This window comes from Paraburkholderia sabiae (assembly GCF_030412785.1).
Classification (GTDB): Bacteria; Pseudomonadota; Gammaproteobacteria; order Burkholderiales; family Burkholderiaceae; genus Paraburkholderia; species Paraburkholderia sabiae.
The window spans coordinates 5,995,224-6,021,249 of the sequence record NZ_CP125295.1; the positions used below are offsets into that span (position 1 = coordinate 5,995,224).

Annotated in this window: 22 protein-coding genes and 1 pseudogene; 3 read left to right on the top strand and 20 right to left on the bottom strand. The window is 62.8% G+C overall.

Features of this window, described 5'->3' with window-relative positions; genetic code table 11:
- Nucleotides 1-51 precede the first annotated feature (51 nt).
- From QEN71_RS26885 to QEN71_RS26895, 3 genes are all read right to left on the bottom strand, one after another.
- Nucleotides 52-945: a glutamate/aspartate ABC transporter substrate-binding protein gene (locus tag QEN71_RS26885; protein ID WP_028371838.1), complete on the bottom strand. Its 894-nt coding sequence runs from the start codon at nucleotides 943-945 to the stop codon at nucleotides 52-54.
- Between the two features lie 367 nt (nucleotides 946-1,312).
- Nucleotides 1,313-2,605, bottom strand: a complete 1,293-nt coding sequence (locus QEN71_RS26890; protein WP_201655732.1) for a Glu/Leu/Phe/Val family dehydrogenase — start codon at nucleotides 2,603-2,605, stop codon at nucleotides 1,313-1,315.
- Nucleotides 2,606-2,768: 163 nt separating this feature from the next.
- On the bottom strand, nucleotides 2,769-3,725 hold the full coding sequence (locus tag QEN71_RS26895) for a LysR family transcriptional regulator (RefSeq protein WP_201655735.1): 957 nt from the start codon (nucleotides 3,723-3,725) through the stop codon (nucleotides 2,769-2,771).
- A gap of 153 nt (nucleotides 3,726-3,878) precedes the next feature.
- Here QEN71_RS26895 and purB point away from each other — a divergent pair, with 153 nt between their 5' ends.
- Nucleotides 3,879-5,267, top strand: coding sequence for an adenylosuccinate lyase (gene purB / locus QEN71_RS26900; RefSeq protein ID WP_201655738.1), 1,389 nt, complete (start codon nucleotides 3,879-3,881; stop codon nucleotides 5,265-5,267).
- Between the two features lie 631 nt (nucleotides 5,268-5,898).
- On the opposite strand, the gene QEN71_RS26905 is transcribed toward purB, so the two are convergent.
- The 4 genes from QEN71_RS26905 to edd all read right to left on the bottom strand — a co-directional run bounded on the left by QEN71_RS26905 (nucleotide 5,899) and on the right by edd (nucleotide 10,599).
- Entirely contained in the window at nucleotides 5,899-6,393 is a 495-nt protein-coding gene (locus QEN71_RS26905; protein ID WP_201655741.1) for a gluconokinase, read from the bottom strand.
- Between the two features lie 10 nt (nucleotides 6,394-6,403).
- A complete protein-coding gene (locus QEN71_RS26910; protein ID WP_201655744.1) occupies nucleotides 6,404-7,765 on the bottom strand; it encodes a GntP family permease in 1,362 nt (453 codons plus the stop codon).
- A 257-nt stretch (nucleotides 7,766-8,022) separates the two neighbouring features.
- Nucleotides 8,023-8,664, bottom strand: coding sequence for a bifunctional 4-hydroxy-2-oxoglutarate aldolase/2-dehydro-3-deoxy-phosphogluconate aldolase (gene eda / locus QEN71_RS26915; protein WP_201655747.1), 642 nt, complete (start codon nucleotides 8,662-8,664; stop codon nucleotides 8,023-8,025).
- Between the two features lie 30 nt (nucleotides 8,665-8,694).
- A complete protein-coding gene (gene edd, locus QEN71_RS26920; RefSeq protein WP_201655750.1) occupies nucleotides 8,695-10,599 on the bottom strand; it encodes a phosphogluconate dehydratase in 1,905 nt (634 codons plus the stop codon).
- A gap of 296 nt (nucleotides 10,600-10,895) precedes the next feature.
- Between edd and QEN71_RS26925 the strand changes: the two genes are divergently transcribed.
- Nucleotides 10,896-11,735: a MurR/RpiR family transcriptional regulator gene (locus tag QEN71_RS26925; protein WP_201655753.1), complete on the top strand. Its 840-nt coding sequence runs from the start codon at nucleotides 10,896-10,898 to the stop codon at nucleotides 11,733-11,735.
- 135 nt (nucleotides 11,736-11,870) lie between these two features.
- Here the strand turns inward: QEN71_RS26925 and QEN71_RS26930 are convergent.
- The 10 genes and pseudogenes from QEN71_RS26930 to bamE form a co-directional block, all read right to left on the bottom strand.
- A pseudogene (locus QEN71_RS26930) lies at nucleotides 11,871-12,326 on the bottom strand (YadA-like family protein); the annotation flags it as partial.
- Nucleotides 12,327-12,534: 208 nt separating this feature from the next.
- Nucleotides 12,535-12,951 (bottom strand): CopD family protein, encoded by a 417-nt coding sequence (locus QEN71_RS26935; protein ID WP_201656046.1) that lies wholly within the window; start codon nucleotides 12,949-12,951, stop codon nucleotides 12,535-12,537.
- Between the two features lie 34 nt (nucleotides 12,952-12,985).
- Nucleotides 12,986-14,257, bottom strand: a complete 1,272-nt coding sequence (locus QEN71_RS26940) for a glutamate-5-semialdehyde dehydrogenase (RefSeq protein WP_201655756.1) — start codon at nucleotides 14,255-14,257, stop codon at nucleotides 12,986-12,988.
- A gap of 220 nt (nucleotides 14,258-14,477) precedes the next feature.
- Nucleotides 14,478-15,602 (bottom strand): DNA polymerase III subunit delta, encoded by a 1,125-nt coding sequence (holA, locus tag QEN71_RS26945; protein ID WP_201655759.1) that lies wholly within the window; start codon nucleotides 15,600-15,602, stop codon nucleotides 14,478-14,480.
- Between the two features lie 51 nt (nucleotides 15,603-15,653).
- Nucleotides 15,654-16,205: an LPS-assembly lipoprotein LptE gene (locus QEN71_RS26950; protein WP_201655763.1), complete on the bottom strand. Its 552-nt coding sequence runs from the start codon at nucleotides 16,203-16,205 to the stop codon at nucleotides 15,654-15,656.
- Between the two features lie 42 nt (nucleotides 16,206-16,247).
- Nucleotides 16,248-18,842 carry a leucine--tRNA ligase gene (gene leuS / locus QEN71_RS26955; protein WP_201656050.1) on the bottom strand — a complete coding sequence of 865 codons (2,595 nt, stop codon included), beginning with the start codon at nucleotides 18,840-18,842 and terminating at the stop codon, nucleotides 16,248-16,250.
- Between the two features lie 226 nt (nucleotides 18,843-19,068).
- Nucleotides 19,069-19,542, bottom strand: coding sequence for an ExbD/TolR family protein (locus QEN71_RS26960; protein ID WP_201655766.1), 474 nt, complete (start codon nucleotides 19,540-19,542; stop codon nucleotides 19,069-19,071).
- Nucleotides 19,543-19,585: 43 nt separating this feature from the next.
- Nucleotides 19,586-20,323: a MotA/TolQ/ExbB proton channel family protein gene (locus QEN71_RS26965; RefSeq protein ID WP_201655769.1), complete on the bottom strand. Its 738-nt coding sequence runs from the start codon at nucleotides 20,321-20,323 to the stop codon at nucleotides 19,586-19,588.
- Between the two features lie 64 nt (nucleotides 20,324-20,387).
- Nucleotides 20,388-21,185: a 4-hydroxy-tetrahydrodipicolinate reductase gene (dapB, locus tag QEN71_RS26970; protein ID WP_201655773.1), complete on the bottom strand. Its 798-nt coding sequence runs from the start codon at nucleotides 21,183-21,185 to the stop codon at nucleotides 20,388-20,390.
- A 164-nt stretch (nucleotides 21,186-21,349) separates the two neighbouring features.
- Nucleotides 21,350-22,231, bottom strand: coding sequence for an outer membrane protein assembly factor BamE (gene bamE, locus QEN71_RS26975; RefSeq protein ID WP_201655776.1), 882 nt, complete (start codon nucleotides 22,229-22,231; stop codon nucleotides 21,350-21,352).
- A 111-nt stretch (nucleotides 22,232-22,342) separates the two neighbouring features.
- Here bamE and fur point away from each other — a divergent pair, with 111 nt between their 5' ends.
- Complete coding sequence (gene fur, locus QEN71_RS26980) at nucleotides 22,343-22,771, top strand: ferric iron uptake transcriptional regulator (RefSeq protein ID WP_012401967.1); 429 nt, start codon at nucleotides 22,343-22,345, stop codon at nucleotides 22,769-22,771.
- Nucleotides 22,772-22,886: 115 nt separating this feature from the next.
- On the opposite strand, the gene QEN71_RS26985 is transcribed toward fur, so the two are convergent.
- The 3 genes from QEN71_RS26985 to QEN71_RS26995 form a co-directional block, all read right to left on the bottom strand.
- A complete protein-coding gene (locus tag QEN71_RS26985; RefSeq protein ID WP_201655779.1) occupies nucleotides 22,887-23,399 on the bottom strand; it encodes an ureidoglycolate lyase in 513 nt (170 codons plus the stop codon).
- Between the two features lie 30 nt (nucleotides 23,400-23,429).
- Nucleotides 23,430-24,440, bottom strand: coding sequence for an allantoicase (gene alc / locus QEN71_RS26990; RefSeq protein ID WP_201655782.1), 1,011 nt, complete (start codon nucleotides 24,438-24,440; stop codon nucleotides 23,430-23,432).
- A gap of 128 nt (nucleotides 24,441-24,568) precedes the next feature.
- Entirely contained in the window at nucleotides 24,569-25,894 is a 1,326-nt protein-coding gene (locus QEN71_RS26995) for a C4-dicarboxylate transporter DctA (RefSeq protein ID WP_201655785.1), read from the bottom strand.
- Between the last annotated feature and the right edge of the window lie 132 nt (nucleotides 25,895-26,026).

Here is a 26,026-nt window from a genome sequence, read left to right on the forward strand (position 1 = left end):
GCCCCTTCCGTTCCGTTCAACACGTTGACTGACTAACGGGTTGCTCGAGGTTTAGTCGATTGCCTTGTCGTTCGGTGCCTTGTACAGCGCCTTCATGTCGTCGCTTTCCGGGAAGGCCAGGTTCAGGCCCTTCGGCGGGATCGGCGATTCGAACCACTTCTTGTAGATCGTCGCTGCTTCGCCCGACGTTTCGACCTTCGCGATCGCGTCGTCGACGACCTTCTTGAATTCCGGATCGTTCTTGCGCAGCATGCAGCCGTACGCTTCATGCGATTGCGGCGCGCCGACGATCACGAAATCGCCCGGATTGTTCGACTTCGCGCGCTCGCCTGCGAGCAGTGCGTCGTCCATCATGAACGCAGCGGCACGACCCGTCGACAGCGTCAGGAACGATTCCCCGTGATCCTTCGCGCTGATGATGTTCATGCCCATGTTCTTGTCCTGATTCATCTTGCGAAGCAGGCGCTCCGACGTCGTGCCCGCCGTCGTGACGACCGTCTTGCCCTTCAGGTCAGCCCAGTCCTTCACGCCCGAATCCTTCTTCGTCATCAGACGCGTGCCAATCACGAAAATCGTGTTCGAGAATGCGACCTGCTGCTGACGCTCGGCGTTGTTGGTGGTCGAGCCGCATTCGAGGTCGACGGTGCCGTTCTGCACCAGCGGAATACGGTTTTGCGACGTGACAGGCGTCAGCTTGACCTTCAGGTTCGGCATGTTCAGCTTCTGCTTGACGGCATCCACGACCTTGAGCGCGAATTCCTGCGAGTAGCCGATGACGTTCTGCTTGTCGTCGTAGTACGAGAAGGGAATCGACGATTCGCGGTGGCCCAGCGAAATGACACCCGTATCCTTGATCTTCTTGAGCGTGCCGGCGTCCTGCGCTTGCGCGCCTACGGTGAACAAACCCAGAGTCGCGAGAAGCAGCGCAGCTTTTTTAACCTTCATTTGTGATCTCCTTGGCAAGAACCGGCGCCAGTGTATCTCAGTAATTATTCTGAAAGTATGGTTGTTAACCATGTTCCGCGCGCAGTGTTGCATAAAGCCACCAATTTGCGCGACGGCGGCGCCGGTATTGGCTTACAGCCCCTTTACCGGTCGATGCAAACCTCATGGTTCGCGTCGTTTTTGCCGGTTTTGGCAACCGGTCCGGGTGACTTCAACTACACAAAAGCGGACGGCACCCGAAAGTGCCGTCCGCCGGTATTCTGCGCGACTTCGTGAAATCGCGCTGGAAAAGCAGTATTGCGTGGCGCCGCGTCGATGACGGGCGCCGTGATTGCCGTGTAGCTGATATACACGGCCGCGCCCGATATCAGGGATACAGGCCGCGCAGTTCGCGCGCCTGAAGGATGCGTTTGCAAGCGACGATGAACGCTGCCGTACGCACCGACACCTTCTGCTCGCTCGCCACCTGCCACACGGCTGCAAACGCTTCGCGCATCACGCGTTCGAGGCGCTCGTTGATCTCCTCTTCCGTCCAGAAGAAGCTCGAGAAGTCCTGCACCCACTCGAAGTACGACACCGTCACGCCACCCGCGTTGGCAACGACGTCCGGGATCACGAGGATGCCCTTGTCGTGCAGGATGTCGTCGGCGGCCGTCGTGGTCGGGCCGTTTGCGCCTTCGACGATGATCTTCGTGCGGATCTTGCCCGCGTTCTTCTCGGTGATCTGGTTTTCGAGCGCGGCAGGAATCAGGATGTCCGATTCGACCGTCCAGAAGTCTTCGTTCGCGATCGTGTCTGCTTCCGCGTAGCCGCCGACGCCGCCATGCTTCGCGACGTGCTCGAGCAGCGCAACTGCGTCGATGCCCGATGCCTTGTACAGCGTGCCCGTGTGATCCTGCACGGCGACGACCTTCGCGCCCGCTTCCTGATACAGACGCGCCGCGATGCCGCCGACGTTGCCGAAGCCCTGCACGGCGATACGCGCGCCTTCGATGTCCATGCCTATACGACGCGCCGCTTCGCAGCCGACGACGAACACGCCGCGGCCCGTTGCTTCACGACGGCCGAGCGAGCCGCCCAGCGTGATCGGCTTGCCCGTCACGACGCCCGTAGCCGTTTGGCCCTGGTTCATCGAGTACGTGTCCATCATCCACGCCATGATCTGCTCGTTCGTGTTCACGTCCGGCGCGGGGATGTCTGTGTTCGGTCCGATGATGATGCCGATTTCGCTCGTGTAGCGGCGCGTCACGCGCTCGAGTTCGCCACGCGACAGCGTGCGCGGATCGACGCGGATACCGCCCTTCGCACCGCCGTACGGCACGTTCACAGCCGCATTCTTGACCGACATCCACGCCGACAGCGCCATCACTTCAGACAGCGTCACGTCCTGGTGATAACGCACGCCGCCCTTGCCCGGACCGCGCGACACGTTGTGCTGCACGCGATAGCCTTCGAAGTGAGCCACCGTGCCGTTATCGAGTTCGATGGGCACATCGACGATGAGAATGCGCTTCGGGCGCTTCAGGGTTTCGAGCCAGCGCGACAGCGAGCCGAGGTACGGCGCGACGCGATCGACCTGACGGAGATAGTTGCCCCACGGACCGAGATCGTCGGCATGAAGGTAGGACGGGATGGACTGCAGATTTGCCGCGGTAGACATGAACGCTCCAGCGTTTTATCGGGTGACGTCATTGTCGAAAAAAAGCGCCGAAAGGGTCCAATGCCGTTTGGTCATCCGATTATGTTTTTCTTGCATAACGCTGCAGAAAGCGCAAATGGCTGTCGCCTGGCCGTTATTTGCGGGCGAGGCAATGCACTGTTGCCTACTTCGACGCTTGCGCCAGCTCCGCGCTCACGACATCCCACAGCGCGCGCACGAGTTGCTGGCGCGCGTCGTCGGCTTGCACGGCGAGCTTGTCGCGATAGAGGCGAATCTCCATCGTCAGCGTGAGCTGGCCTTGCGCAACACCGCGCGTCGCGCGGTCGAGGCGAATCAGCTTGCCCTCGGCGACGGCGTCTTCGACGGCACTGTGCGGCAGGAACGCGACGCCGTGTCCGGCGAGCGCCATCGCCTTCAGCCCTTCGGCCATGTCCGTTTCATACACGCGATCGAGATACAGCCGCCCCGGCGCCGTCGCAAAGATCACCTCCGTCATGCGGCCCAGATAGGCGTTCGGTGTGTAGGACAGATACGGCGTCGGCGCATCCGGTGTGCCGGGCAGCGTGTAGCGCGCGCGGCCGCCCTTGCCCGGCGCGGAGAACGGGCTGATCGCTTCGATGCCGAGGGTCAGCATGTCGTACCGCGCGGGATCGAGCGCGACGGGATGGCTCGGATGGTGATAGCCCATCACCAGATCGCAGCCGCCTTCGACCAGCGACAGCACGGCGTCGTGCACGTTCAACGCGCGCAGCCGCGTATGGATCGAGCCGAGTTGCGCTTCGATGCTTTGCAGCCAGCGCGGAAAATACGTGAGCGATAGCGTGTGCGGCACCGCGAATTCGATCGTCGCGGCGGGCGTTGCCGTATGGCCGCGCAGCAGCGTGCGCGCTTCGTGGAACTGCGAGAGCATCGCAAGCGCCTGCTCGTAGAAGACCTGGCCCGCTGCCGTGAGGCGCGTCGGGTAAACCGAACGGTCGATCAGTTCGGTGCCGAGCCACGCTTCGAGCGCCTGGATGCGGCGCGAGAAAGCGGGCTGCGTCACGTGCCGCAATTCTGCCGAACGGCTGAAACTGCGCGTTTCCGCCAGCGACACGAAATCTTCGAGCCATTTCAGTTCCATACGGACCTAGCGCTCCACCAGTATCGGAAAGCCTGCATTCTAGCGGCGCCGCGGATGGGCGAGCGCATCGATGCGGGGGCACGCGCCGGAGCCTATCTCCTAAAGTGGTAAAATTCGCGGTTCTCCCGTCACCGTTCCTGCCTGCGTCCCATCATGTCCGACACCCGCCCCGACACCCTCTTCGCGCTGACCGCTCTCTCCCCGCTCGACGGCCGTTACGCATCGAAAACCGAAGCCTTGCGAGACTGGCTCTCGGAAGCTGCGTTCATGCGCCATCGCGTGACGGTCGAAATCCACTGGCTGATTGCGTTGTCGCACGCCGGTTTCGCCGAAGTGCCGCGCTTCTCGGAGGCGTCGGAGCAGTTCCTGCTGCAACTGGCTGAGCGCTTCACCGCGCATGACGCCGCGCGCATCAAGGACATCGAGCGCGTGACGAACCACGACGTGAAAGCCGTCGAATACTGGCTGAAGGAATCGGTAAAGGGCCAGCCGGAACTGGAGCGTGCTAGCGAGTTCATCCACTTCGCGTGCACGTCGGAAGACATCAACAACACGTCGCACGGCCTGATGCTCGCCGGTGCGCGCGAACACGTGATCCTGCCCGCGCTGCGCGCCGTGCATCAGCGCCTCGTCGCGATCGCGCATGCACAGGCCGATCAGCCAATGCTCTCGCGCACGCACGGCCAGCCCGCCAGCCCGACGACGCTCGGCAAGGAAATCGCGAACGTCGCGGCGCGTCTGTCGCGCGCGATCGACCGCATCGCGAAGGTCGAACTGCTCGGCAAGATGAACGGTGCCGTCGGCAACTTCAATGCGCATTTGTCCGCGTATCCGGAGTTCGACTGGGAAGCGTTTTCGAAGGAAGTCGTGGAAAAGCGTCTGAAGCTGACGTTCAATCCGTACACGATCCAGATCGAGCCGCACGACTACATGGCCGAACTGTTCGATGCCATTTCGCGCGCGAACACGATTCTTTTGGACCTCGACCGTGACGTGTGGGGTTATATCTCGCTCGGTTATTTCAAGCAGAGGACGAAGGCGGGCGAAATCGGTTCGTCGACGATGCCGCACAAGGTCAATCCGATCGACTTCGAGAACTCGGAAGGCAATCTGGGTCTCGCGAATGCGACGCTGCGACATCTGGCAGACAAGCTGCCGGTTTCGCGCTGGCAGCGTGATCTGACCGATTCGACGGTGCTGCGGAATATTGGTGTGGCGTTTGGGTATTCGCTGCTCGCGTATGACGCATTGAATCGTGGGCTCGATAAGCTTGAGGTTAATCCGCAGCGTTTGAACGATGATCTCGATGCTACGTGGGAAGTTCTGGCTGAGCCTGTGCAGACTGTTATGCGTCGGTATGGGATCGAGAATCCGTATGAGCAGCTCAAGGAATTGACGCGTGGGAAGGGCATCACGCGTGAGGCGCTGCAGACTTTTGTTAATGGGCTCTCTATTCCTGCTGACGCTAAAGAGCGGCTTCTTGCGATGACGCCAGGGTCTTATGTCGGCAAGGCTGCCGAGCTGGCTAAGCGGATCAAATAACTCTTTTTTGTCTGCGACGGCTTTTTGTCGCTGGCATCCGCGTTTTCGTATCCGTGCTTCACGCGTCGCCCCTGTGCGGGGCGGCACCTACTTTTCTTTGCAGCGGCAAAGAAAAGTAGGCAAAAGAAAGCCGCTTTTGAACCTCCAGTGCCTGCCAGGATAGCGCCGCGCCCTGCCGCAGTTGAGCCGTCGCGCAGCGACTTCCGCACTCTGTAGAAAGCCCGCAGTCAACCGCGCACGGCGCGAAAACCCACACACAATCCGGAACACATACCACCACAATCAGACCGACGGCAAACACACGAAAACAAGCCGACCGAATGTGCCCCGGGCGGATGTCATCTTTCGCGCCGCGCGCGCCTGACTGCGGGCTTCCTACGGAGTGTTTGCGTCGCTGCGCGACAGCTCAGAGACGGTGTGTCGTGGCGTTATCCTGGCCGGCACCGGAGGTTTGAAGCGGCTTTCTTTTGCCTACTTTTCTTTGCCGCTGCAAAGAAAAGTAGGTGCCGCCCCGCACAGGGGCAACGCTAGCGAACCAGAGACAAAACGCGGATGCCAGCGAAAGCCCAAAAAACCAAAAAAAGCAAAAAACCACAATCGCGACTAGCGTCGCAAACAAAAAAACCAACCCCTACCGCGCTTCAATCTTGGCAAGCGCCTCATCCACAATTTGCTCGGGCGTCAGCTCGATACTCACGGTGATAGCCTCATCCTCACCAGGCTCTTCCAAAGTATCAAGCTGACTCTGCAACAAAGACGGATCGAAGAAATGCCCTGTCCGCGTCTGCAACCGCTGCTGCAGAACCTCCTGCGTACCCTTGAGATAAACAAAGCACACATCGCGATCCCCATCGCGCAACACATCGCGATAAGAACGCTTCAACGACGAGCAGGTGAACACGGCCGTCTCACCCGCCCGCTGCTTTTCTTCGATCGCCGCACGGATCGTCCTGAGCCACGGCCAACGGTCTTCGTCGGTCAACGGAATGCCGTTGTGCATCTTCTCCTTGTTGGCGGCGCTGTGAAACGCGTCGCCATCGGTGAATGTGCACTTGAGCCGCTCCGCCAGCATTTCGCCAATGCGGGTCTTGCCGGCGCCCGACACGCCCATCGCGATCAAAATCATTTGAAACTCCTTACAGGACCGCCGCCAAAGCGAAGGTCAAACCCAGACCCATCAGCGAAATGATCGTTTCGCAGAGCGACCACGTCTTGAACGTCTGCCCCACGGTCATGCCGAAGTATTCCTTGATGAGCCAAAAACCGCCGTCGTTGACGTGCGAGAAAATCAGCGAGCCCGAACCCGTCGCCAGCACCAGCAATTCCGGCTTCACCTGCACGCCGCTCGCCGCTGCAACGGGCGCGACGATGCCGCAGGCCGTCGTCATTGCGACCGTCGCCGAACCCGTCGCGAGACGAATCAGCGCCGCGACGAACCAGCCGAACAGCAGCGGCGACAGATGCGCCGCCGTCGCCGTCGCGACGATTTCCTTCGAGATGCCGCTGTCCATCAGCACGCGGCCAAAACCGCCGCCCGCACCGACGATGAGCGTAATGCCCGCGATCGGCGCCAGGCAGTCGCCACAGAACTTCTGGATCTGCTCACGGTTGAAGCCGCGTTGCGCACCGAACGTCCAGAAGCTCACGAGCACCGCGATCAACAGCGCGACATCGGACGTGCCGATGAACTTCAGCAGATCGTTCGCTGTCGTCTTCGGCGCGAACACGAGGTCGGCCCAGCTGCCTACCAGCATCAGGATGACGGGCAACAGGATCGTGAACAGCGTGATGCCGAAGCCGGGCAGCTCGCGCTTCGTGTCGCGCTCTTCGGCATCGATGAACTGCGCGGCGAGCGGATTGTTCGCCGCGAGCTTGATATGGCGGTGGATCAGCAGTGCGAACAGCGGACCGGCGACGATCGCCGTCGGCACGCCGACGATCAGACCGTACGCAATCGTGCGGCCGATATCCGCGTGATACGCCTGCACGGCAAGCAGCGCGGCCGGGTGCGGCGGAATCAGGCCGTGCACGACGGACAGACCCGCGACCATCGGCAGGCCGATCAGCAGCAGCGATTTGCCCGTGCGCTTCGCGACGTTGAACGCGATCGGGATCAGCAGCACGAAGCCGACTTCGAAGAACACCGGCAAGCCGACGATGATCGCGACGACCATCATTGCCCAGTGAATGTTCTTCTCGCCGAACCAGTTGATCAGCGTCGTGGCGACGCGTTCGGCGCCGCCCGATTCGGCCATCATCTTGCCGAGCATCGTGCCGAGGCCGACGACGATTGCGATGTGACCCAGCGTATTGCCGTTGCCCGTTTCGAACGACTTCACGATCGTCCCCGCCGGCATGCCGACGGCAAGACCCAGCAGCAACGAAACGATGATGAGGACGAGGAACGGATAGACCTTGAAGCGCGTGATCATCAGGATCAGCACCGCAATGGCAATCAGGGCGTAGATCAGCAGCATGCTGCCGTGGACAGCTTCCATGAAGCTCCTCCTTTGCGTTGTTGGTTTGTTCGTTGGAATTGCAAAGTGCTGCTGCACCTCGCCCGCTTCCGGATGCTAAAAACGCCTGCAAAACGGGCGCTTTCGCGGACGCTGAATTTTACTGTTTGTTGACGAATACCGCGCACGGAATAAACCCGCGGAAAAATAAAAAACCTCGCCGCTGCAGCCCGTCAGAGCTGAAACGGCGAGGTTCTCGAATGCCGGTTGCACGCTGCGTCAAAACGCGGTGCAGCGCGTCAATGTGCGGGAGCAGCCAGTTCGCTGGCAGCGCGCGCGAGACGCGTGACTTCGTCCCAGTTCTGCGCGGCGAGCGCGGCCTTCGGCGTGAGCCACGAACCGCCGACGCACACCACGTTCGGCAGTGCGAGGAAGTTCGGCGCGCTTTCCGCCGTGATGCCGCCCGTCGGGCAGAACTTCAGTGCCGGGAACGGGCCGTGGAAGGCTTGCAGCATCGGCACGCCACCCGCCTGCTGCGCCGGGAAGAACTTGACGATTTCATAGCCGAGTTCGAGCGCGACGATGATGTCGCTCGGCGTCATCACGCCGGGCAGAAGCGGCAGACCGGCGTCCTGCGCGGCCTTGTGCATGTCCTTCGTCAGGCCGGGCGACACGCCGAACTGCGCGCCCGCCTTCTTCGCCTGCTCGCAATGCTCGGGCTTCGTGATCGTGCCGACACCGACGACGATGTCCTCGGCAAGCTGGCTCGCGCGTTTGATCGCCTCGATGCCTGCCGGCGTGCGCAGCGTGATTTCCAGCACTTTCACGCCACCCGCGTGCAGCGCGCGCGAGACGTGTTCGCCCTGTTCGACGGTATCGAATGCGAGGACGGGAATCACCGGTCCGAGGCGCACGATTTCGCTGACTGTTTTCGACGTCATCTTCAAACTCCTTATCGCTTATTTCTGCACTTATTTCTGCATTGCGTGAGTGGCTTCGCTAGCGGCCGGCGCGCGTTCCGCGTGCTGCGTGGCTTGCGGCGCTTCGCCGACCAGCGACCCGAACACCGACGCGCCCAGTTCCGCCGGCGCAGCCGCAGCACGGAACACGCCGAACAGTTCGCGGCCGAAACCGACTTCGTTTTCGGCCTGATGCTGCGACACGGCAATCGGACGCGCAGCCCATTCGGCGTCGTCGATTTCGATGTCGAGCAGGCCGGCTTCCGCATCGATCACGAGCTTGTCGCCCGTGCGCACCTTGCCGAGCGGTCCCTGCAGCAGCGCTTCTGGCGACACGTGAATCACGGCGGGTACCTTGCCAGATGCACCGGACATACGTCCGTCGGTAACGAGCGCGACATGGAAACCCTGATCCTGCAACACGCCGAGCAGCGGCGTCAAACGATGCAGTTCAGGCATACCGTTTGCCCGCGCGCCCTGGAAGCGCACGACGGCGATGAAGTCGCGCTTCAGTTCGCCGTTATCGAATGCTTCCTGCACGGCTTCCTGCGAATCGAACACGATGGCAGGCGCCTTCACCGTACGATGCTGCTGCGCGACCGCCGAAATCTTGATGACACCGCGACCGAGCTTGCCTTGCATCAGACGCAGACCGCCGTCCGGCTGGAACGGCTCGCCGAATGTACGCAGCACACTCGAATCCTGGCTTTGCGCGACGCCCGGCACCCACGTCAGCTTGCCGTCGAGCAACTTCGGCTCTTCCGTGTAATGCGACAAACCGTTGCCCGCGACCGTGTTCACGTCGTCGTGCAGCAGGCCGCCTTCGAGCAGGTTGCGCGTCAGGAACGCCATGCCGCCCGCCGCGTGGAAATGGTTCACGTCGGCCTTGCCGTTCGGATAAACCTTCGCGAGCAGCGGCACGGACGCCGACAGCGTGTCGAAGTCGTCCCAGTCGATGATGATGCCCGCCGCGCGCGCAATTGCCACGAGATGCAACGTGTGATTGGTCGAGCCGCCCGTCGCCAGCAAGCCGACGATGCCGTTGACGATCGCCTTCTCGTCGATCACGTGGCCGATCGGCATGTAGTTGCCGCGCTCCACCGTCAGATCGAGCACGCGGCGCGCGGCCTGCGCGGTGAGTGCGTCGCGCAGCGGCGTATGCGGATGCACGAACGCCGAGCCCGGCAGATGCAGGCCCATGATTTCCATCAGCATCTGGTTGCTGTTGGCCGTGCCATAGAACGTGCACGTGCCGTGGCCGTGATACGCGGCCGCTTCGGACTCGAGCAGCGCGTCGCGGTTGCATTGGCCCGTCGCGAATTCCTGGCGAACCTTCGCCTTGGCGTCGTTCGAAATGCCGCTCGTCATCGGACCGGCGGGCACGAAAATGGTCGGCAGATGGCCGAATTGCAACGCGCCGATCAACAGGCCCGGCACGATCTTGTCGCACACGCCGAGGCACAGCGCCGCGTCGAACATGTTGTGCGTAAGCGCGACGGCAGTGCTCATCGCGATTACTTCGCGCGAGAACAGCGACAGCTCCATGCCTGCGTTGCCCTGCGTGATGCCGTCGCACATCGCCGGGACACCGCCCGCGAACTGCGCGACGCCGCCGTTCTCACGCGCGGCGGCCTTGATGATCTCGGGGAAATCCTTGTACGGCGCGTGCGCCGACAGCATCTCGTTGTACGACGAGACGATGCCGATATTCGGCTGCCGGATCTGCTTGATGACGAGCTTGTCGTTGCCTTCGAGGCCGGCGAAGCCATGCGCGAGGTTCGCGCAGGATAGCGCGCCGCGCGCCGGGAACTTGCCCTGCGCCTGGTCGATGCGCGCCAGATACGCTTCGCGCGTCGGCTTGCTGCGCTCGATCACGCGCTTCGTGACTTTCATCAGTTGCGAATGCGGGGAAACCATCGATGCTCCTTCGTCGCTGGCTCGCGCTGATGCGCGCGTTGCGCCAGATTGATATCGCGGGGAACGGCATGGAAAGCCGGCAACCGGGATATTAGTAGAAAAACTACACGCGCACAATGTGGCAGTTGCTGAATCCGCGGAACGCCCGGAGTCACGCCAAACCATTGTCCATTGGTGCTTTCAGCGACTGAACGCACTTCGTCAGGGTAATCACCTACAGTACAGATGTAGTTTTTGTACTTGATCCGTCTATCAGCTATAGTCCACGCATTCTTCAGCATAGTGCGAGATTTCCGATGATGCTGTCCCAGGTGGAAGCGATGCGCGATCAGATGCGCCCTTCCGAACGCAAGCTCGCCGACTACGTGATCGAGGCGCCGCGCGAAGTGCTCGATCTGTCGATGACCGAAGTCGCTGCGCGCGCGGGCGTCAGCCAGCCGACCATCGCGCGCTTCTGTCACGCGCTCGGCTTTTCGGGCTTCCGCGAATTCAAGATCCGTCTCGCACAAGGCATAGCAACGGAGGTGCCCGCCGTTTATCGCGACGTGCGGCCCGATGAGCCCGCGCCCGGCGTCGCGGCGAAAGTACTCGACCGGACGATCGGCGCGCTGATCCAGGTGCGCAACAATTTGTCCTCCGATAGCGTCGCGGCCGCGATCCAGCTGCTGTCGCGTGCAAAACGCATCGAGTTCTACGGTGCGGGCGGCTCGGGCATCGCTGCCCTCGATATGCAGCACAAGTTTTTCCGGCTCGGTATGCCGAGCGTCGCGTATTCCGATCCGCATACGTTTCTGATGTCGGCGGCGCTGCTGGGCGAAGGCGATGTCGTCGTGGCGATCTCGAACACGGGGCGCACGCGCGACATCATCGACGCGGCGAAATCCGCGCTCGCCGCGGGCGCAAAAGTGATTGCGGTAACCCATGGGAATTCGCCACTGGCACGGATTGCGTCGATCGGCCTGTTCGCGAACGTCGACGAAGACACCGACATCTTTTCGCCGATGACCTCGCGCACGTCGCATCTCGCGATCGGCGATATCCTGGCGGTGGGCGTCGCGCTGCAGCGCGGTCCGGAACTGGCTGAGAAGCTGGCGGGGGCGAAGGATCTGATTGCGCAGCGTCGCGTGGCGACATAGCGACGTGCGCTTGAAGAATGCATGAGCGATGCATAAACACAAAAAGGGCTCCCGAAGGAGCCCTTTTCGTTTTGTAGCGTACTGCTTGCGTTCAGGCGGCCCTACTGCGCCGCCCTCGCGCTCACCTCGTATTGCTTACCACTGGCAGGAGCCGCCGACACCTAGGGTTGTGCCCTGCGCGCTGATGCCCGCGCCGACCTTGACCTTGATGTTCTGCGTGAGGCGTGCCTAAGCACCCAGCGCAGTCGGCGCGTAGCCGTGGTACGACGCAACGCCGATGCCGACCGCGATCGTCTTGCCCTGATCGACGTCGGGGATCATCGTCAGCGCGGTCGCTGCCGCGATACCCGAGTAGGCGTTGCGCGCCACGTCGTTGACACCCGCCTGGACCTTCTGGATCTGCTGATCCGTGTAGTCCTTCGAGGTCATGCCAGCCGGCAGATCGCCGACGGCCGCCGCGATCGGCTCGTTCAACTGACCGACGTTGACGGCATCCGTCGTCTGCGTACCGGCTGCAACGTTCGCGACCTGGCGTTCATTGCCCGCGGAGCCCACCGACACCGTGTTCGCACGACCCGCAACGGAGCCGTCAGCACGACGAATAGGACGACTCCCAAAGTCGAGGTCACAACCTAAGGGTGCTTTTGAATGAGGCGGAACTGCACAGATGTGAGTGTGAGCTTAACGATTTTCCGTAGGATTACTTATAAATTAAATAAGTTGGAAAGCGGATCGACAGCAACGGCACCCGCAAAAAACAACGGGACCGAAGCCCCGTCAACATTCGAAAATCAAAAGCTCAAAACGGCTTGATCACCACCAGCGCCACAGCCGCAAGCATCCCCAGAACAGGTAACTCATTGAACATCCGATACCACTTGTGCGAGCGCCTGTTTTCACCGCGCTCGAAGGTCCGCAGTAGCACCCCGCAATACGCGTGATAAATCACAAGCAGCACGACCACGCCCACCTTCGCGTGAATCCAGCCCTGCCCGCTGCCGATGCCCACGGCGAGCCAAAGCCACAGCCCACAAGCCAGCGCCGGCACGGCGATGAACGTCATGAAGCGGAACAGCTTGCGCCCCATCAGCAGCAGACGCTTGACGGCATTCGGATCGGTCTCCATCGCGAGATTCACAAAGATACGCGGCAGATAGAACAGCCCCGCAAACCACGACGCGACCAGAACGATGTGAAACGTCTTGACCCACAGCATCTGCAATCTTGCTCTCCGTTTTAGGTTCTTAAGACTACTGACGCCCCTCGCCGTGGCCCAGCACGACGTACTTCAGCGACGTCAGCCCTTCCAGCCCGACCGGCCCGCGCGCGTGCAGCTTGTCGTTCGAAATGCCGATTTCCGCACCCAGGCCGAACTCGAAGCCGTCGGCGAAACGCGTCGATGCGTTCACCATCACGCTCGCGGAATCGACTTCGCGCAGGAAACGCATCGCGCGATCGTGGTCTTCCGTGACGATCGCGTCCGTGTGGTGCGAGCCGTATTCGTTGATGTGCTCGATCGCCTCGTCCATGCCGTCGACGATCTTCACCGCCAATACGGGCGCGAGATATTCGGTGCGCCAGTCTTCTTCCGTCGCATCGACCAGCGGGCCGACGCCCGCATCCGCGAGCACCTTGCGCGCCGCCGGATCGACACGCAGTTCGACTTCCTTCTCGCGATACAGCTTGCCGAGCGCCGGCAGCACCTCGCTCGCGATGCCGCGTGCGACGAGCAGCGTCTCCATCGTGTTGCAGGTGCCGTAGCGATGCGTCTTCGCGTTGTCGCACACGTTCAGCGCCTTCGCGATGTCCGCGCGATCGTCGACATACACATGGCAGATGCCGTCCAGATGCTTGATCATCGGCACGCGGCCTTCTTCGATCAGCCGCGCGATCAGGCTCTTGCCGCCGCGCGGCACGATCACGTCGACGTACTCGGTCATCGTGATCAGCTTGCCGACAGCCGCGCGATCCGCGGTTTCGACAACTTGCACCGCTTCCTGGGGCAAACCGGCCTTTTCAAGGCCTTCGCCGATCAGCCTGGCCAGCGCCGTGTTGCATTCGAGCGCTTCGGAACCGCCGCGCAGAATCGTCGCGTTGCCGGATTTCAGGCATAACGCGGCCGCGTCGATCGTCACGTTCGGGCGCGATTCGTAGATGATGCCGATCACGCCGAGCGGCACGCGCATCTGGCCGACCTGGATGCCGCTCGGCCGATACTTGAGATTGCTGATCTCGCCGATCGGATCGGACAGCGCCGCCACTTGCCGCAAACCTTCGACCATCGTCTTAAGCGCCTTGTCGGACAGCGTCAGACGGTCGATGAACGCCGCGTCGTGGCCTTTGTCTTTCGCTCGTGCCAGATCGCGCGCGTTCGCTTCTTTCAGCGTGGCCGTCTCGCGCTCGATAGCGGCGGCAACGGCTTCGAGCGCGGCATTCTTCGCCGCCGTCGACGCCCGCGCCATCGCACGCGATGCGTGACGCGCGCGGCGGCCGAGGTCGGTCATGTACTGGTCGATATCCATGATGATTCCCGTTGTGCCGCTCGATGCTTCAGCGTTATCTGAAGTGCGGCTGACAATTTCTGAGAGCGGAACGATCCGCCGATTGTATGACGTGTGACAGTAGTCTGCTCGGCGCAGCGGCGCCGTGTCACGGGCTGGGAACGGCTGCCGCGTGGCCTGGATGACGGATGTTCGCGGCGCCACAGGAGCCGCGAGGAACCCCATCAGGCGTGCGACACGCCTACGACGGTCGGCGCATTGGCGCCGGTCGCGCCGGAGCGGGCCGCATCGGCGCGGCGTGCGCCTGTGAAGCAGAAGCGCCCGCCACGGCCATCGCGAGTTCGAAAAGCCCCGCCCACGCGTCGGGCGGTGGATCGTTGCGATGATTGCCCGGCGTGCCACCCGACAAGCCCTTCACCTGTCGATCGAGCTTCGCCGCGAGCGCCAGCGCCTTTTCCAGCGACGCCTCAGTCACGCGCGACAGAGCCGGTCCGACGAGCCGCTCGCGCGGCCCCCACACGCGGTTTTCCCGCAGCAGCATCGCGAGCGGCTTGCCCGCCTCGACGCCGCGCTTGATGCGCAACAGCGTGCGAATCTCTTCGACGACGGCCCACAGCACGAGCACGGCGGCCTCGCCTTCGCCCTTCAGACCGTCGATCATCCGCGACAGACGGCCGACGTCGCCCGCCAGCATCGCTTCGTTGAGCTTGAACACGTCGTAACGCGCGACGTTCAGCACGGCATCGTGCACCTGCTCGAACGTCAATGCGCCCGACGGATACAGCAACCCGAGCTTCTGAATCTCCTGATGCGCAGCGAGCAGATTCCCTTCGACGCGCTCCGCAATGAATTGCAGCGCGCGCCTGCCCTCTTCGCCCGCTGCGACGCGTTGCCCCTGCTGCGCAAGCCGCTGTCCGACCCAGTTCGGCAATTGCGCGCGTTCGACGGGATCGATTTTCAGCGCGACGCCTGCATCAGCCAGCGCCGTGAACCACCCGGCCTTTTGCGTCGCCGCATCGAGGCGCGGCAGCGTGACGAGCGTCAGCACATCGGGATTCGCGGCAGCCGCCAGCGTCTTCAGCGCGTCGGCGCCTTCCTTGCCGGGCTTGCCCGTCGGAACGCGCAATTCGACCAGCTGGCGGTCGCCGAACAGCGACATCGACTGGCTCGCGCCGAGTAGTGAACTCCAGTCGAAACCACGCTCCACCGTGAAGACCGTGCGATCCGTGAAGCCGCCCGCGCGCGCCGCCGCGCGGATGCGGTCGCACGCTTCCTGCGCGAGCAGATGCTCGTCGCCGTACACGACGTACAGACCGGCGAGACCTTTCGCGAGATGCGCTTCGAGCGCGTCAAGACGCAGTTGCATGGCGACGGATATTCGAGAGTGAAAGCGGGTAAAGCTGCGTTACGCGATGAATCAAAGCGGCGGCGGCGGCAGCGGCGCGCGCGGCGCGATGCCCGGCACTTCCTGGCCCGGCGCCGGATGCAGCGAACGCACGACGGCCAGACGACGCATCAGCTGATCGACGGCATCGTTCTGCATGTCGGCGTAGAGGATGTCCGCTTCCGAAGCCTTCGCCTGCGAGAACTGGTCGCTATAGGTCATCGCGCGGTTCAGCGCGATCGAGCTCGGCGGAATCAGCAAGGTGCCGTCCGCGCCGCGCAGCGTGTAGTTCAGCGAGTAGTTCAGCGCGTATTCTTCCACCACCCCGAGCGAGTTCAGCGTCAGCACAGCCGTGCCGCGCCCTTCCGACACCGACAGGATCGCGTCGGCATTGCCGGGCGACGTCACGATCACCGTGTCGCTGCCGCCCTGCACCATACGCGTGAGGCGCGCGGCGACGGACGCCGACGCGCCCGAAATGGCAAGGCGCTTGAACGCGTAGTCCTGCTGTCCGCGCAGCTGGAAGCCGCACGCGGACAGCAGCGCCGCGCTGCACGCCAGAGTCAAAAACGATCTGCGAGTCACATGAGCTCCTGGTTCGCAGTTAAGGCGAGATCGGCGCGGCCGTCAGACGACGACGTTCACGAGGCGGCCCGGCACGACGATGACCTTCTTCGCCGGCTTGCCTTCGCTGAACTTCGCGAACATTTCGTGCGCGAGGGCAGCGGCTTCGATCGTTTCCTTCGAGGCATCCTTCGCGATCGTCACGGCGCCGCGCACCTTGCCGTTCACCTGCAGCACGAGTTCGATCTCGCTCTGTTCCAGCGCTTTTTCGTCGACCTTCGGCCACGCAGCGTCGAGCAGATTGCCGAACTCGCCTTCATAGCCGAGTTCCTGCCACAGCTGAAAGGTGAGGTGCGGCACAACCGGGTACAGCACGCGCAGCAGCACGCCGTAAGTTTCGTGCAGCACGGCGGCGCTTGCGCCCTTCGCGCCTTCGATCGCGTTCAGCATCTTCATCGCCGCCGACACGACCGTGTTGTACTGCAGACGTTGATAGTCGAAGTCCGCCTGCTTGAGCACCGTATAGATTTCGCGGCGCAGCGTCTTGTCCGTATCGGCGAGCTTCGCGGCATCGAACGCGCCGCGCTGCGACAGCGCGGCTTCGTTCGCCTGACCGAACGCCCACACGCGGCGCAGGAAGCGGCTCGCGCCTTCGACGCCCGCGCCCGACCACTCGAGCTGCTGTTCAGGCGGCGCGGCGAACATCGTGAAGAGACGCGCGGTGTCGGCGCCGTACTGGTCGATCAGCACCTGCGGGTCGACGCCGTTGTTCTTCGACTTCGACATCTTCTCGACGCCGCCGAGCACGACAGGCTGGCCGTCCGCATTCAGCGTCGCACCGACCGGGCGGCCCTTGTCGTCGTGCGTGACGGTGACGTCGGCAGGGTTGTACCAGGTCTTCTTGCCCGCGTCGTTTTCGCGGTAATACGTTTCGTTGAGCACCATGCCCTGCGTGAGCAGGTTCTTCGCCGGCTCGCCGAACTTCACAATGCCCAGATCGCGGCAGACCTTCGCCCAGAAACGCGAGTACAGCAGGTGAAGAATGGCGTGCTCGATCCCGCCGATGTACTGATCCATCGGCATCCAGTAATCGGTACGCTCGTCGACCATCGTCTTCGCGTCCGGCGCGGCGTAGCGATAGAAGTACCAGGACGAATCGACGAACGTGTCCATCGTGTCGGTTTCGCGCTTCGCGGCCGCGCCGCACGTCGGACACGTGCAGTTCACGAACGCTTCCGACTTCGCGAGCGGATTGCCCGTGCCGTCCGGCACGAGATCTTCCGGCAGCACGACGGGCAGATCCTTCTCCGGCACAGGCACGTCGCCGCACGACGGGCAGTGGATGATCGGGATCGGCGTGCCCCAGTAGCGCTGGCGCGAGATGCCCCAGTCGCGCAGACGCCACGTGACTTGCTTGTCGCCGAGGTCGAGCGCTTTCAGATCAGCCGCGATCGCGTCGACGGCTTCGCCGTACTTGAGGCCGTCGTACTTGCCGCTATTGATCAGGACGCCGTTTTCCTTGTCGCCGTACGACTCCTGCCACGCGTCCGTCGAGAACGTCTGGCCTTCGACGGCGACCACCTGCTTCACAGGAATACCGTACTTCTTCACGAACGCGAAGTCGCGCTCGTCGTGCGCCGGCACGCCCATCACAGCGCCTTCGCCGTAGCTCATCAGCACATAGTTGCCGATCCACACTTCGACCTTTTCCTGCGTCAGCGGATGCGTGACGAAAAAGCCCGTGGCCATGCCCTTCTTTTCCATCGTCGCCATGTCGGCTTCGGCGACGCCGCCGTGCTTGCATTCGTCGATGAACGGCTGCAGTTCGGGCTTGTCTTGCGCGAGACGTGTGGCGAGCGGATGTTCTGCAGCGATTGCGCAGAAGGTCACGCCCATGATCGTGTCGGCACGCGTCGTGAACACGCGCAGCAACTTCTGCTCGCCATCCAGTTCGTACGGAAAGCCGAAGTTCACGCCGAAGCTCTTGCCGATCCAGTTCTGCTGCATCACCTTCACGCGCTCGGGCCAGCCGAGGCCTTCGAGATCGTTCAGCAGTTCATCCGCGTACTGCGTGATGCGCATGTAGTACATCGGGATTTCGCGCTTTTCGACGAGCGCGCCCGAGCGCCAGCCACGGCCGTCGATCACCTGCTCGTTCGCGAGCACCGTTTGATCGACGGGGTCCCAGTTCACCGTGCCCGTCTTCTTGTACGCGATGCCCTTTTTCAGCATCTTCAGGAAGATCCACTGGTTCCACTTGTAGTAGTCGGGCGAGCAGGTGGCGACTTCGCGCGACCAGTCGATAGCGAGACCCATCGACTGCATCTGCTTCTTCATGTACGCGATGTTGTCGTACGTCCACTTTGCGGGCGGCACGCCGTTGGCCATCGCGGCGTTTTCGGCGGGCATGCCGAACGCGTCCCAGCCCATCGGCATCAGCGTGTTGTAGCCGTTCATCCGCAGATAGCGGTACATCACGTCATTGATCGTGTAGTTGCGTACGTGCCCCATGTGCAGCTTGCCCGACGGATACGGCAGCATCGAAACGCAATAGAACTTGGGCTTGTCGGCCTTTTCCGTCGTCTTGTACGCGTCGGTGGCGCGCCATTGTCCTTGCGCGGCGGATTCGACGTCGGAGGGAACGTATTTTTCGTGCATGGTGTGATGGGATCGCTGTTCGGTGCCGCTGTTCAGTTGCTTCGGCACCGGCGGGGTGCTCTGCGTGATGAAAGTCTCGTCGATTCCCCTTTCGTCAAGGGGAAAGGGCTGATTATACCGTTCGGCCGGGTTCACGCCGCGCGCGATTGAGCGGATGCGCCGCGTTTTGCGCGGCAATTGCGTGCCGATTGGGCGTGATCGCGGGGGGTTTTAAGCCGTATGCGCCCTACTGTGCGGACGACGCGGCGGCTGGCGCCGTCGCCGGTCCGCCAGCTTTCGTAACGTCCGATGGCGGCTCCGTCACGAAGCCGATCCGCTCCAGCCCCGCCTGCTGCGCCGCGCCCATCACCTGCGCGATCACTTCGTAGCGCGTCGAGCGCTCGGCGCGCAGATGGATTTCCGGCTGTTCCTTCTGTTTGCCCGCGTCGTTGAACTGCGCGCGCATCTGGTCGAGCGTGATGGGTTTGTCGTTCCAGTAGAGCTTGCCGGCCGCGTCGATCGACAGCGTGATGGTCTGCGGCGTTTCGCGCGACTCGGCGGCCGCGACGCGCGGCAGATCCAGCCGGATCGCGTGCGTGAAAAGCGGCGCCGTGATGATGAAAATGACGAGCAGCACGAGCATCACGTCGATGAGCGGCGTCATGTTGATGTCCGCCATCGGCGCCGCTGTCTTGTGTCGTTCGAGTCCGCCGAATGCCATGTGCCGTGCCTCGCTCTCGCCGGTTATGTGCGCTTATTTGCGCTTACGCCTGCGTCCGCGCGGGCGACCGCGCACCTTGCGCGTCGCGCAGATCGCCGCGCGTGGCGCCGTGCGCTTCGTCGGCGGGTGCGCAGACGTATGCGTGCAGATCGTGCGCAAAGCCGTCGAGTTCCTCCGACACCTGCCGCACCATCCGCCCCAGCACGTTATAGGCGAGCACGGCGGGAATCGCGACGACGAGGCCGAAGGCCGTCATGATCAGCGCCTCGCCGACCGGGCCCGAGACGTTTTCGATCATCGCCTGCCCGCTCTGCGCGATGCTGCCGAGCGCGTGATAAATGCCCCACACGGTGCCGAGCAACCCGACGAACGGCGCCGTGCTGCCCACCGACGCCAGCAGCACCTGACCGAACTCGAGCCGCCGCTGCGAGCGATGCAGCGCCTGGCGCAGCGCGCGCAGTACGCGTTCGCTGCGCTCGACGCGCGCGAGCAGCGCGCCCGGCGTCTCGACTTCCGACGCCAGCAGCGCCGCTTCAGCCAACGGGGAAAAGATATGCTCGCGATCCGCGAGTCTTAACGTGGCGACGCCATCGGAGAGCGTCGGCGCCTGCCAGAACCGCGCGACGGCGCGCGGCCCTTGCCGCTTTGCGCGGCTCAGCATCCAGCTTTTGACGATCAGGAAACACCAGCTCGCAATCGACATCGCCAGCAGCACATAGGCGACGCCATGCGTAATGGCGTCGCTGGTTTGCAGATAATGGATGATGCCGGTGTTTGCCATCGGACCTCGCCGGTCGCCCGGGCTGGCGCGCCCGGGGCAAATCAAAAACAGGCCGATGCCGGGCTTAGCGCAAGCCGAGCACGTCCTGCATGTCGAACAGGCCGTTCGCGTGGCCTTCGAGAAAGCGTACCGCGCGCACCGCGCCTTGCGCGTACGACAGACGGCTCGCCGATTTGTGCGTGATTTCGATGCGCTCGCCGATGCCCGCGAACAGCACCGTGTGATCGCCAACGATATCGCCGCCGCGAATCGCCGAAAAGCCGATCGTCGACGGATCGCGCTCGCCCGTCACGCCTTCGCGCGCGTAGACGGCGCAGTCTTCGAGCTTGCGGCCGAGCGCGCCGGCGATCACTTCGCCCATCGTCAGCGCGGTACCCGACGGCGCGTCGACCTTGTGACGGTGATGCGCCTCGATGATTTCGATGTCGTAGCCCTGCGAGAAATGGCGTGCGGCGAATTCGAGCAGCTTCATCGTGACGTTCACGCCGACGCTGAAGTTCGACGCGAACACGATGCCGATTTTCTCCGACGCGGCGCGGATCTGCGCCTTTTGCGCGTCGTCGAAGCCCGTCGTGCCGATCACGAGCTTCGTGTTCGTGCGCAGCGCGGCTTCGATGTGCGCGAGCGTGCCCTCGGGGCGCGTGAAGTCGATCAGGTAGTCGGATTGCGCGAGCACGGCGTCGATATCGTCCGACATCAGCACGCCCGTCTGCTTGCCCAGAAACGCGCCGGCGTCCTGGCCGAGTTGCGGCGCGCCGGTGCGGTCGAGCGCGCCCGACAGCTTGACTTCAGGATCGTTGAGAACGGTTTCGATGAGCATCCGGCCCATGCGGCCCGATGCGCCGGCGATGGCAATTTTCATGGGTAGTCCAGAAACAGCGCCTGTGCACTGCGCCGATGGATGGCGCGCGGCAGAGCGACAAAAGAAACGAAGCGGGCGGTGTCTCGCGGTGGCGGTGCGCCGGTGCAAGACACATGATGGGAAGGTGACCGAGTCACCCGCCCATCATGTTACGGACAACGGAATCAGCCGCCCGTTCCCGTGCCCGTTTGTACGGAAGATTGCGACGATTTGGCCGACTTGTCTTTCGACTGGCCGTTGTTGCTTTCCGGGCCGGTCGGGCCGACAGGGTTGTCGCTCGGCACACCCTGCATCTGCGGCGGCGGCGGACGCGTGAAGCGAAATTGCGGCTTGCCCGGCTCCGTCGAGTTCTGCGGAACGCCACCGTTCGACGGCGGCGTGTTCGCACGCACCGACGGCGTCGCACCCGGCGCGGGCGCCTGCACCGCGTTGGTCAGGCGGTTCGCAGCCTGCGCAGCCTGCGCGTTCGGATCGACGGCGGGCAGATTGCCTGCCTGCGCGGCGTCGGACGTCGGCGACTGCACCGTGTCGGGCGAGACAGCAGGCGCTGCCGCTGCCGCAGCAGGCGCGCTGGCTGCGCTCGCAACCGCGGGCGCGACGGCCTTTTTCTTGCCGGTGCGGTCGCCGTCGATATCGGCGAGCAGTTCGAGGTTGGACGGCAGATCTTCGCCGCCCGACCAGCTCGCGACACGGTCGCCGGTGAAGTTCACAATGAAGTCACGCTGCTGGACGATCGACGTCGAGCCGCGCTTGAAATAGAACACGTAGTCCCAGCGATCCGCGTGGAACATGTCCGCCAGGAGCGGTGTGCCGAGTACCTGTCTGACCTGCGCCCGCGACATACCGACTTGCATCTGCGCGGCCATTTCGCTCGACACGAAATTGCCTTGAACCACAGTAATGCGATACGGCGTGATGCTTTGGGCAACACGCTGAGTCAGGCTGTCATACGTGGAACATCCAGCAAGTACGGCCACAGCCGCAGCGACGATCAAGGAACGCCGTATGCGGCTCCCCCGGTTGATCAATAGAGCTTTTGGAATCATTTCCCTCACCGTGCGGGCTTCCCGAGCCGCGCGTGTTTCCGTGTAAGATGACCTGAACAGCAATTCACATTACCATTAGAACCCCGCATTGTACTCTAGGGATCCCTTGCCATGACCAATCCAACCGATCTGAAAAATATCGGACTCAAGGCGACCCTACCGCGCCTCAAGATTCTGGAGATCTTTCAGCACAGCCCGGTGCGCCATCTGACCGCCGAAGATGTCTACCGCAACCTGCTGCACGAAGAACTGGATATCGGGCTCGCCACGGTGTATCGCGTGCTCACGCAGTTCGAGCAGGCAGGTCTGCTGTCGCGCAGCAACTTCGAGTCGGGTAAAGCCGTTTTTGAGCTGAACGAAGGGACACACCACGACCATCTGGTGTGTATCGATTGCGGTCTCGTTGAAGAATTTTTCGACCCCGAGATCGAGAATCGCCAGCAGGCGATCGCGAAAGAACGTGGCTTCAAGCTGCAGGAACACGCGCTCGCGCTCTATGGCGCGTGCACGAAAGACAAGTGCCCGCATCGCAAGCATTGACGTTCCCGTCCCGCCGGTTTTGCCGGTAAGACGCAGAAAGGCCCGGCCGATTCTCATCGGTCGGGCCTTTTGCTTTCCGGTGCTTACATCGACCGCTCACCACCGAAAACTGGCCTCAAACCGCCAGCATTTCGAACGATTCACGCTCCAGCCGCCACGTCTGCGGCAACGCGAGTTCGTCGCAATTCGGCCCTTCTCCACCACGATCGACCACGACGAAATCGCTCACGCGCTCCAACGCCAGCAGCGGATGATGCCAGACGCCTTTCGCGTAATTGACGCCCTGCCAGCCGTGCGTCGAGAACGCCCTGAGCTTCGTAGGATCAAGTTCGCCAGCGGGCGCGACGACGATCAGATACGGCGCCGCCGATAGCGGTACGAACGCCTGACTGCCAAGCGGATGCCGCTCCATCATCACGATGTCGATCGGCCATGCACGCGGCTGCGCGCGAAACACGTTGATCAGCGGCCGGCCGCCCTGCGTGTTCACGTCGACTTTCGCCAGATCGTGGAAGCGCTCGGTCGTGCCTTCGTTGATCGGGTAATGGCGCGCGCCGTCCAGTTCGATCACGTCGCCGAACGGGGCGAACGCTTCGCGCGTCAGGCGCTCGATGCGCAGTGTGTTCATGGCCTTCTCCGTCGATCCTTGCAGTACGCGTTACTCGGGTTCGCCCCACAGACGCAGGCGCGACACGCCGCCGTCCGGATAGATGTTGAAGCGCACGTGCGTCACGGGGCCGAGCGCGGCGAGTTCCGCAGCGAACGTGTGGATGTTGTCCATCTGCAGCTTCTGTTCGGGCAGCAGAATGGGCCAGAACATCGCTTGCGTGACGAGGGAATCGTCGGTGCCGCCCGTGACGGACGCCGCCTGCAGCGAACAGCGATCCGGGAAATTCCCCTTGAAGTGCGCCGTGTCGACTTCAACCTTGCGGATCACGCCCGGCCGCGCGAGCGCGACGATCGCCCAGTCGTTGCCCGGCTCGCGGCGTCGGCGCGTTTCCCAGCCGTCGCCCATGTTGACGCCGCGCCCCGGCATCAGCATCTGCGATGCCGGTCCGAAATGCTGGTTGTTCGCCGCGACGAGATACGCGCCGTTTTCGACGGCCGCCAGGTCGATCAGGCTGCCACGTTCGGTGCGCTCCCAGTCGCGCTTCGGTTGCCCGTAGACGCGCAGACGCGCAAGTCCGCCGTCCGGATACAGATTCACGCGCAGATGCGTGAACGCGCGTGCGTCATGCACCTCGACGTATTGGTGCTGATTGCCCTGCAGCGTGGTCGCGGGCACGATGCTTTGCCAGTCGGCGTTGTCGGCGGGGATGTCGTCGTTCGAATAGCAGGCTTCGATCGATGCCGCCGGCGGGAAGTTGCCCGTGAAGTGGCTCGTATCGAGATCGACGCCATGCACGACACCCGGCCGCGCGAGTCGCACGACGCAATAGTCGTGGCCCGTCGTACGCTTGCGGCGCGTTTCCCAGCCGTCCATCCACTTGCCGTGGTCGTCGTATTTGCCGGGGATGAAGACGGCCGGCTGCGGGTCGAGCATTCGCTCCTTCGGCGCGAAGAATTCGTCGCTGGCGAAGAGCGCCTTCGCACCGAGGCGCGGGTCGGCGAGATTCATGTAGCGGCGCGTGAAGGCGGGTGCGTTCGGATCGAGAATCGGATTAGCCATGATCGGTTCAGTCTTCGGTCGAGAGGTTCGTTTGAGGTGCGTTCTAGAGCAATTTGCTTGAATAGGCGGCGGACCGTTTCGGTCCGCCGCGTGCCACGATTGGTCGGTCAGATGGCGGGAAAGCGTGGTCAGGCGTGCGCCGGGTTCGCGTGGCCCGTCTCGTCGTCGAGATCGGGGCTGGCGGGCACGAAGCGGAAGTCGCTGTCGAGATTCAGAACGCGGCGGGCGCGCGCCTTGTCGATGTCGTTCTCCCACACGCCGACGACGACCGTCGCGACGCAGTTGCCGATCAGATTGGTCAGCGCGCGAGCGATGCCGACAAACCAGTCGACGGGCAGGATCAGAACGAGGCCGAGCACGGGAATCGCCGGAATCGCGGAGAGCGTCGCGGCGAGAATCACGATCGCCGAGCCGGGAATGCCGTGCGCGCCCTTCGACGTAATCAGCGAAACGAGCACGACGACGATCAGATCGTGCATCGACAGCGGCGTATTCGTAGCCTGCGCGATGAAGATCACGGCGAGCGTCAGATAAATCGAAAAACCGTCGAGGTTGAACGAGTAGCCGGTCGGAATCACGAGACCGACGGTCGAATCCTTCACGCCCATCCATTCGAGCTTGCGCATGATCTGCGGCAGCACGGCATCGGACGACGCGGTGCCGAGCACGATCGACAGTTCTTCGCGCAGATAGCGGATCAGCTTGAAGATGCTGAAGCCGGCGAGACGCATCACGACGCCCAGCACGACGACGACGAACACGAAGCAGCTCGCGTAGAACACGACGACGAGCATGCCGAGCTGCTTGAGCGACGCGACGCCGTAGGTGCCCGTCGTGAACGCGATCGCGCCCAGCACGCCGAGCGGCGCGAGCTTGATGATGAAGCTCATCACGCGGAAGAACACTTGCGCGAGTTCGTCGATCAGACCATTGACGCGCTGCACGCGCGGGCCGAGCAGCGACAGCGCCGAGCCGACCAGCACGGAGAACACGAGAATCTGCAGGATGTCGCCTTTCGCGAAGGCATCGAACGCGGTCTCGGGGATGATCTTCAGCAGGAAGCCGGCCGTGTCCTTGAGGCTTTTCGCGTGCTCGGTGTACGAGGCGAGCGACGCGGGATCGAGCGAATGCAGATCGATGTTCATGCCGACGCCCGGGCGCGTCACGTACGCGAGCACCGCGCCGATCACGAGCGCGATCGTCGTCATGATTTCGAAGTAGACGACCGCTTTCAAGCCGACGCGCCCTACTTTCTTCAGATCGCCCGCGTGCGCCATGCCGCTGACGACCACGCAGAACACGATCGGGCCGATCACCATCTTGATCAGCTTGAGAAAACCATCGCCCAACGGACGCAGCGACTGCGCGAAATGCGGAAACAGCGCGCCGATCACGATGCCCGCTACGAGAGCGATCACCACCCGGCCAAACAGCGAATTGAAAAACTTCAACACGGCTTTCTCCCGGTCACGAATTGGGTCAGCAGCACGATTATCAGGTCTCCATTCATACCGGTCTGACCAGTGCTGTTATGGCCAATAGTAGGAAGCCGATATAGTGAGGTCAAGGTTTGGCGGGACGGTGTT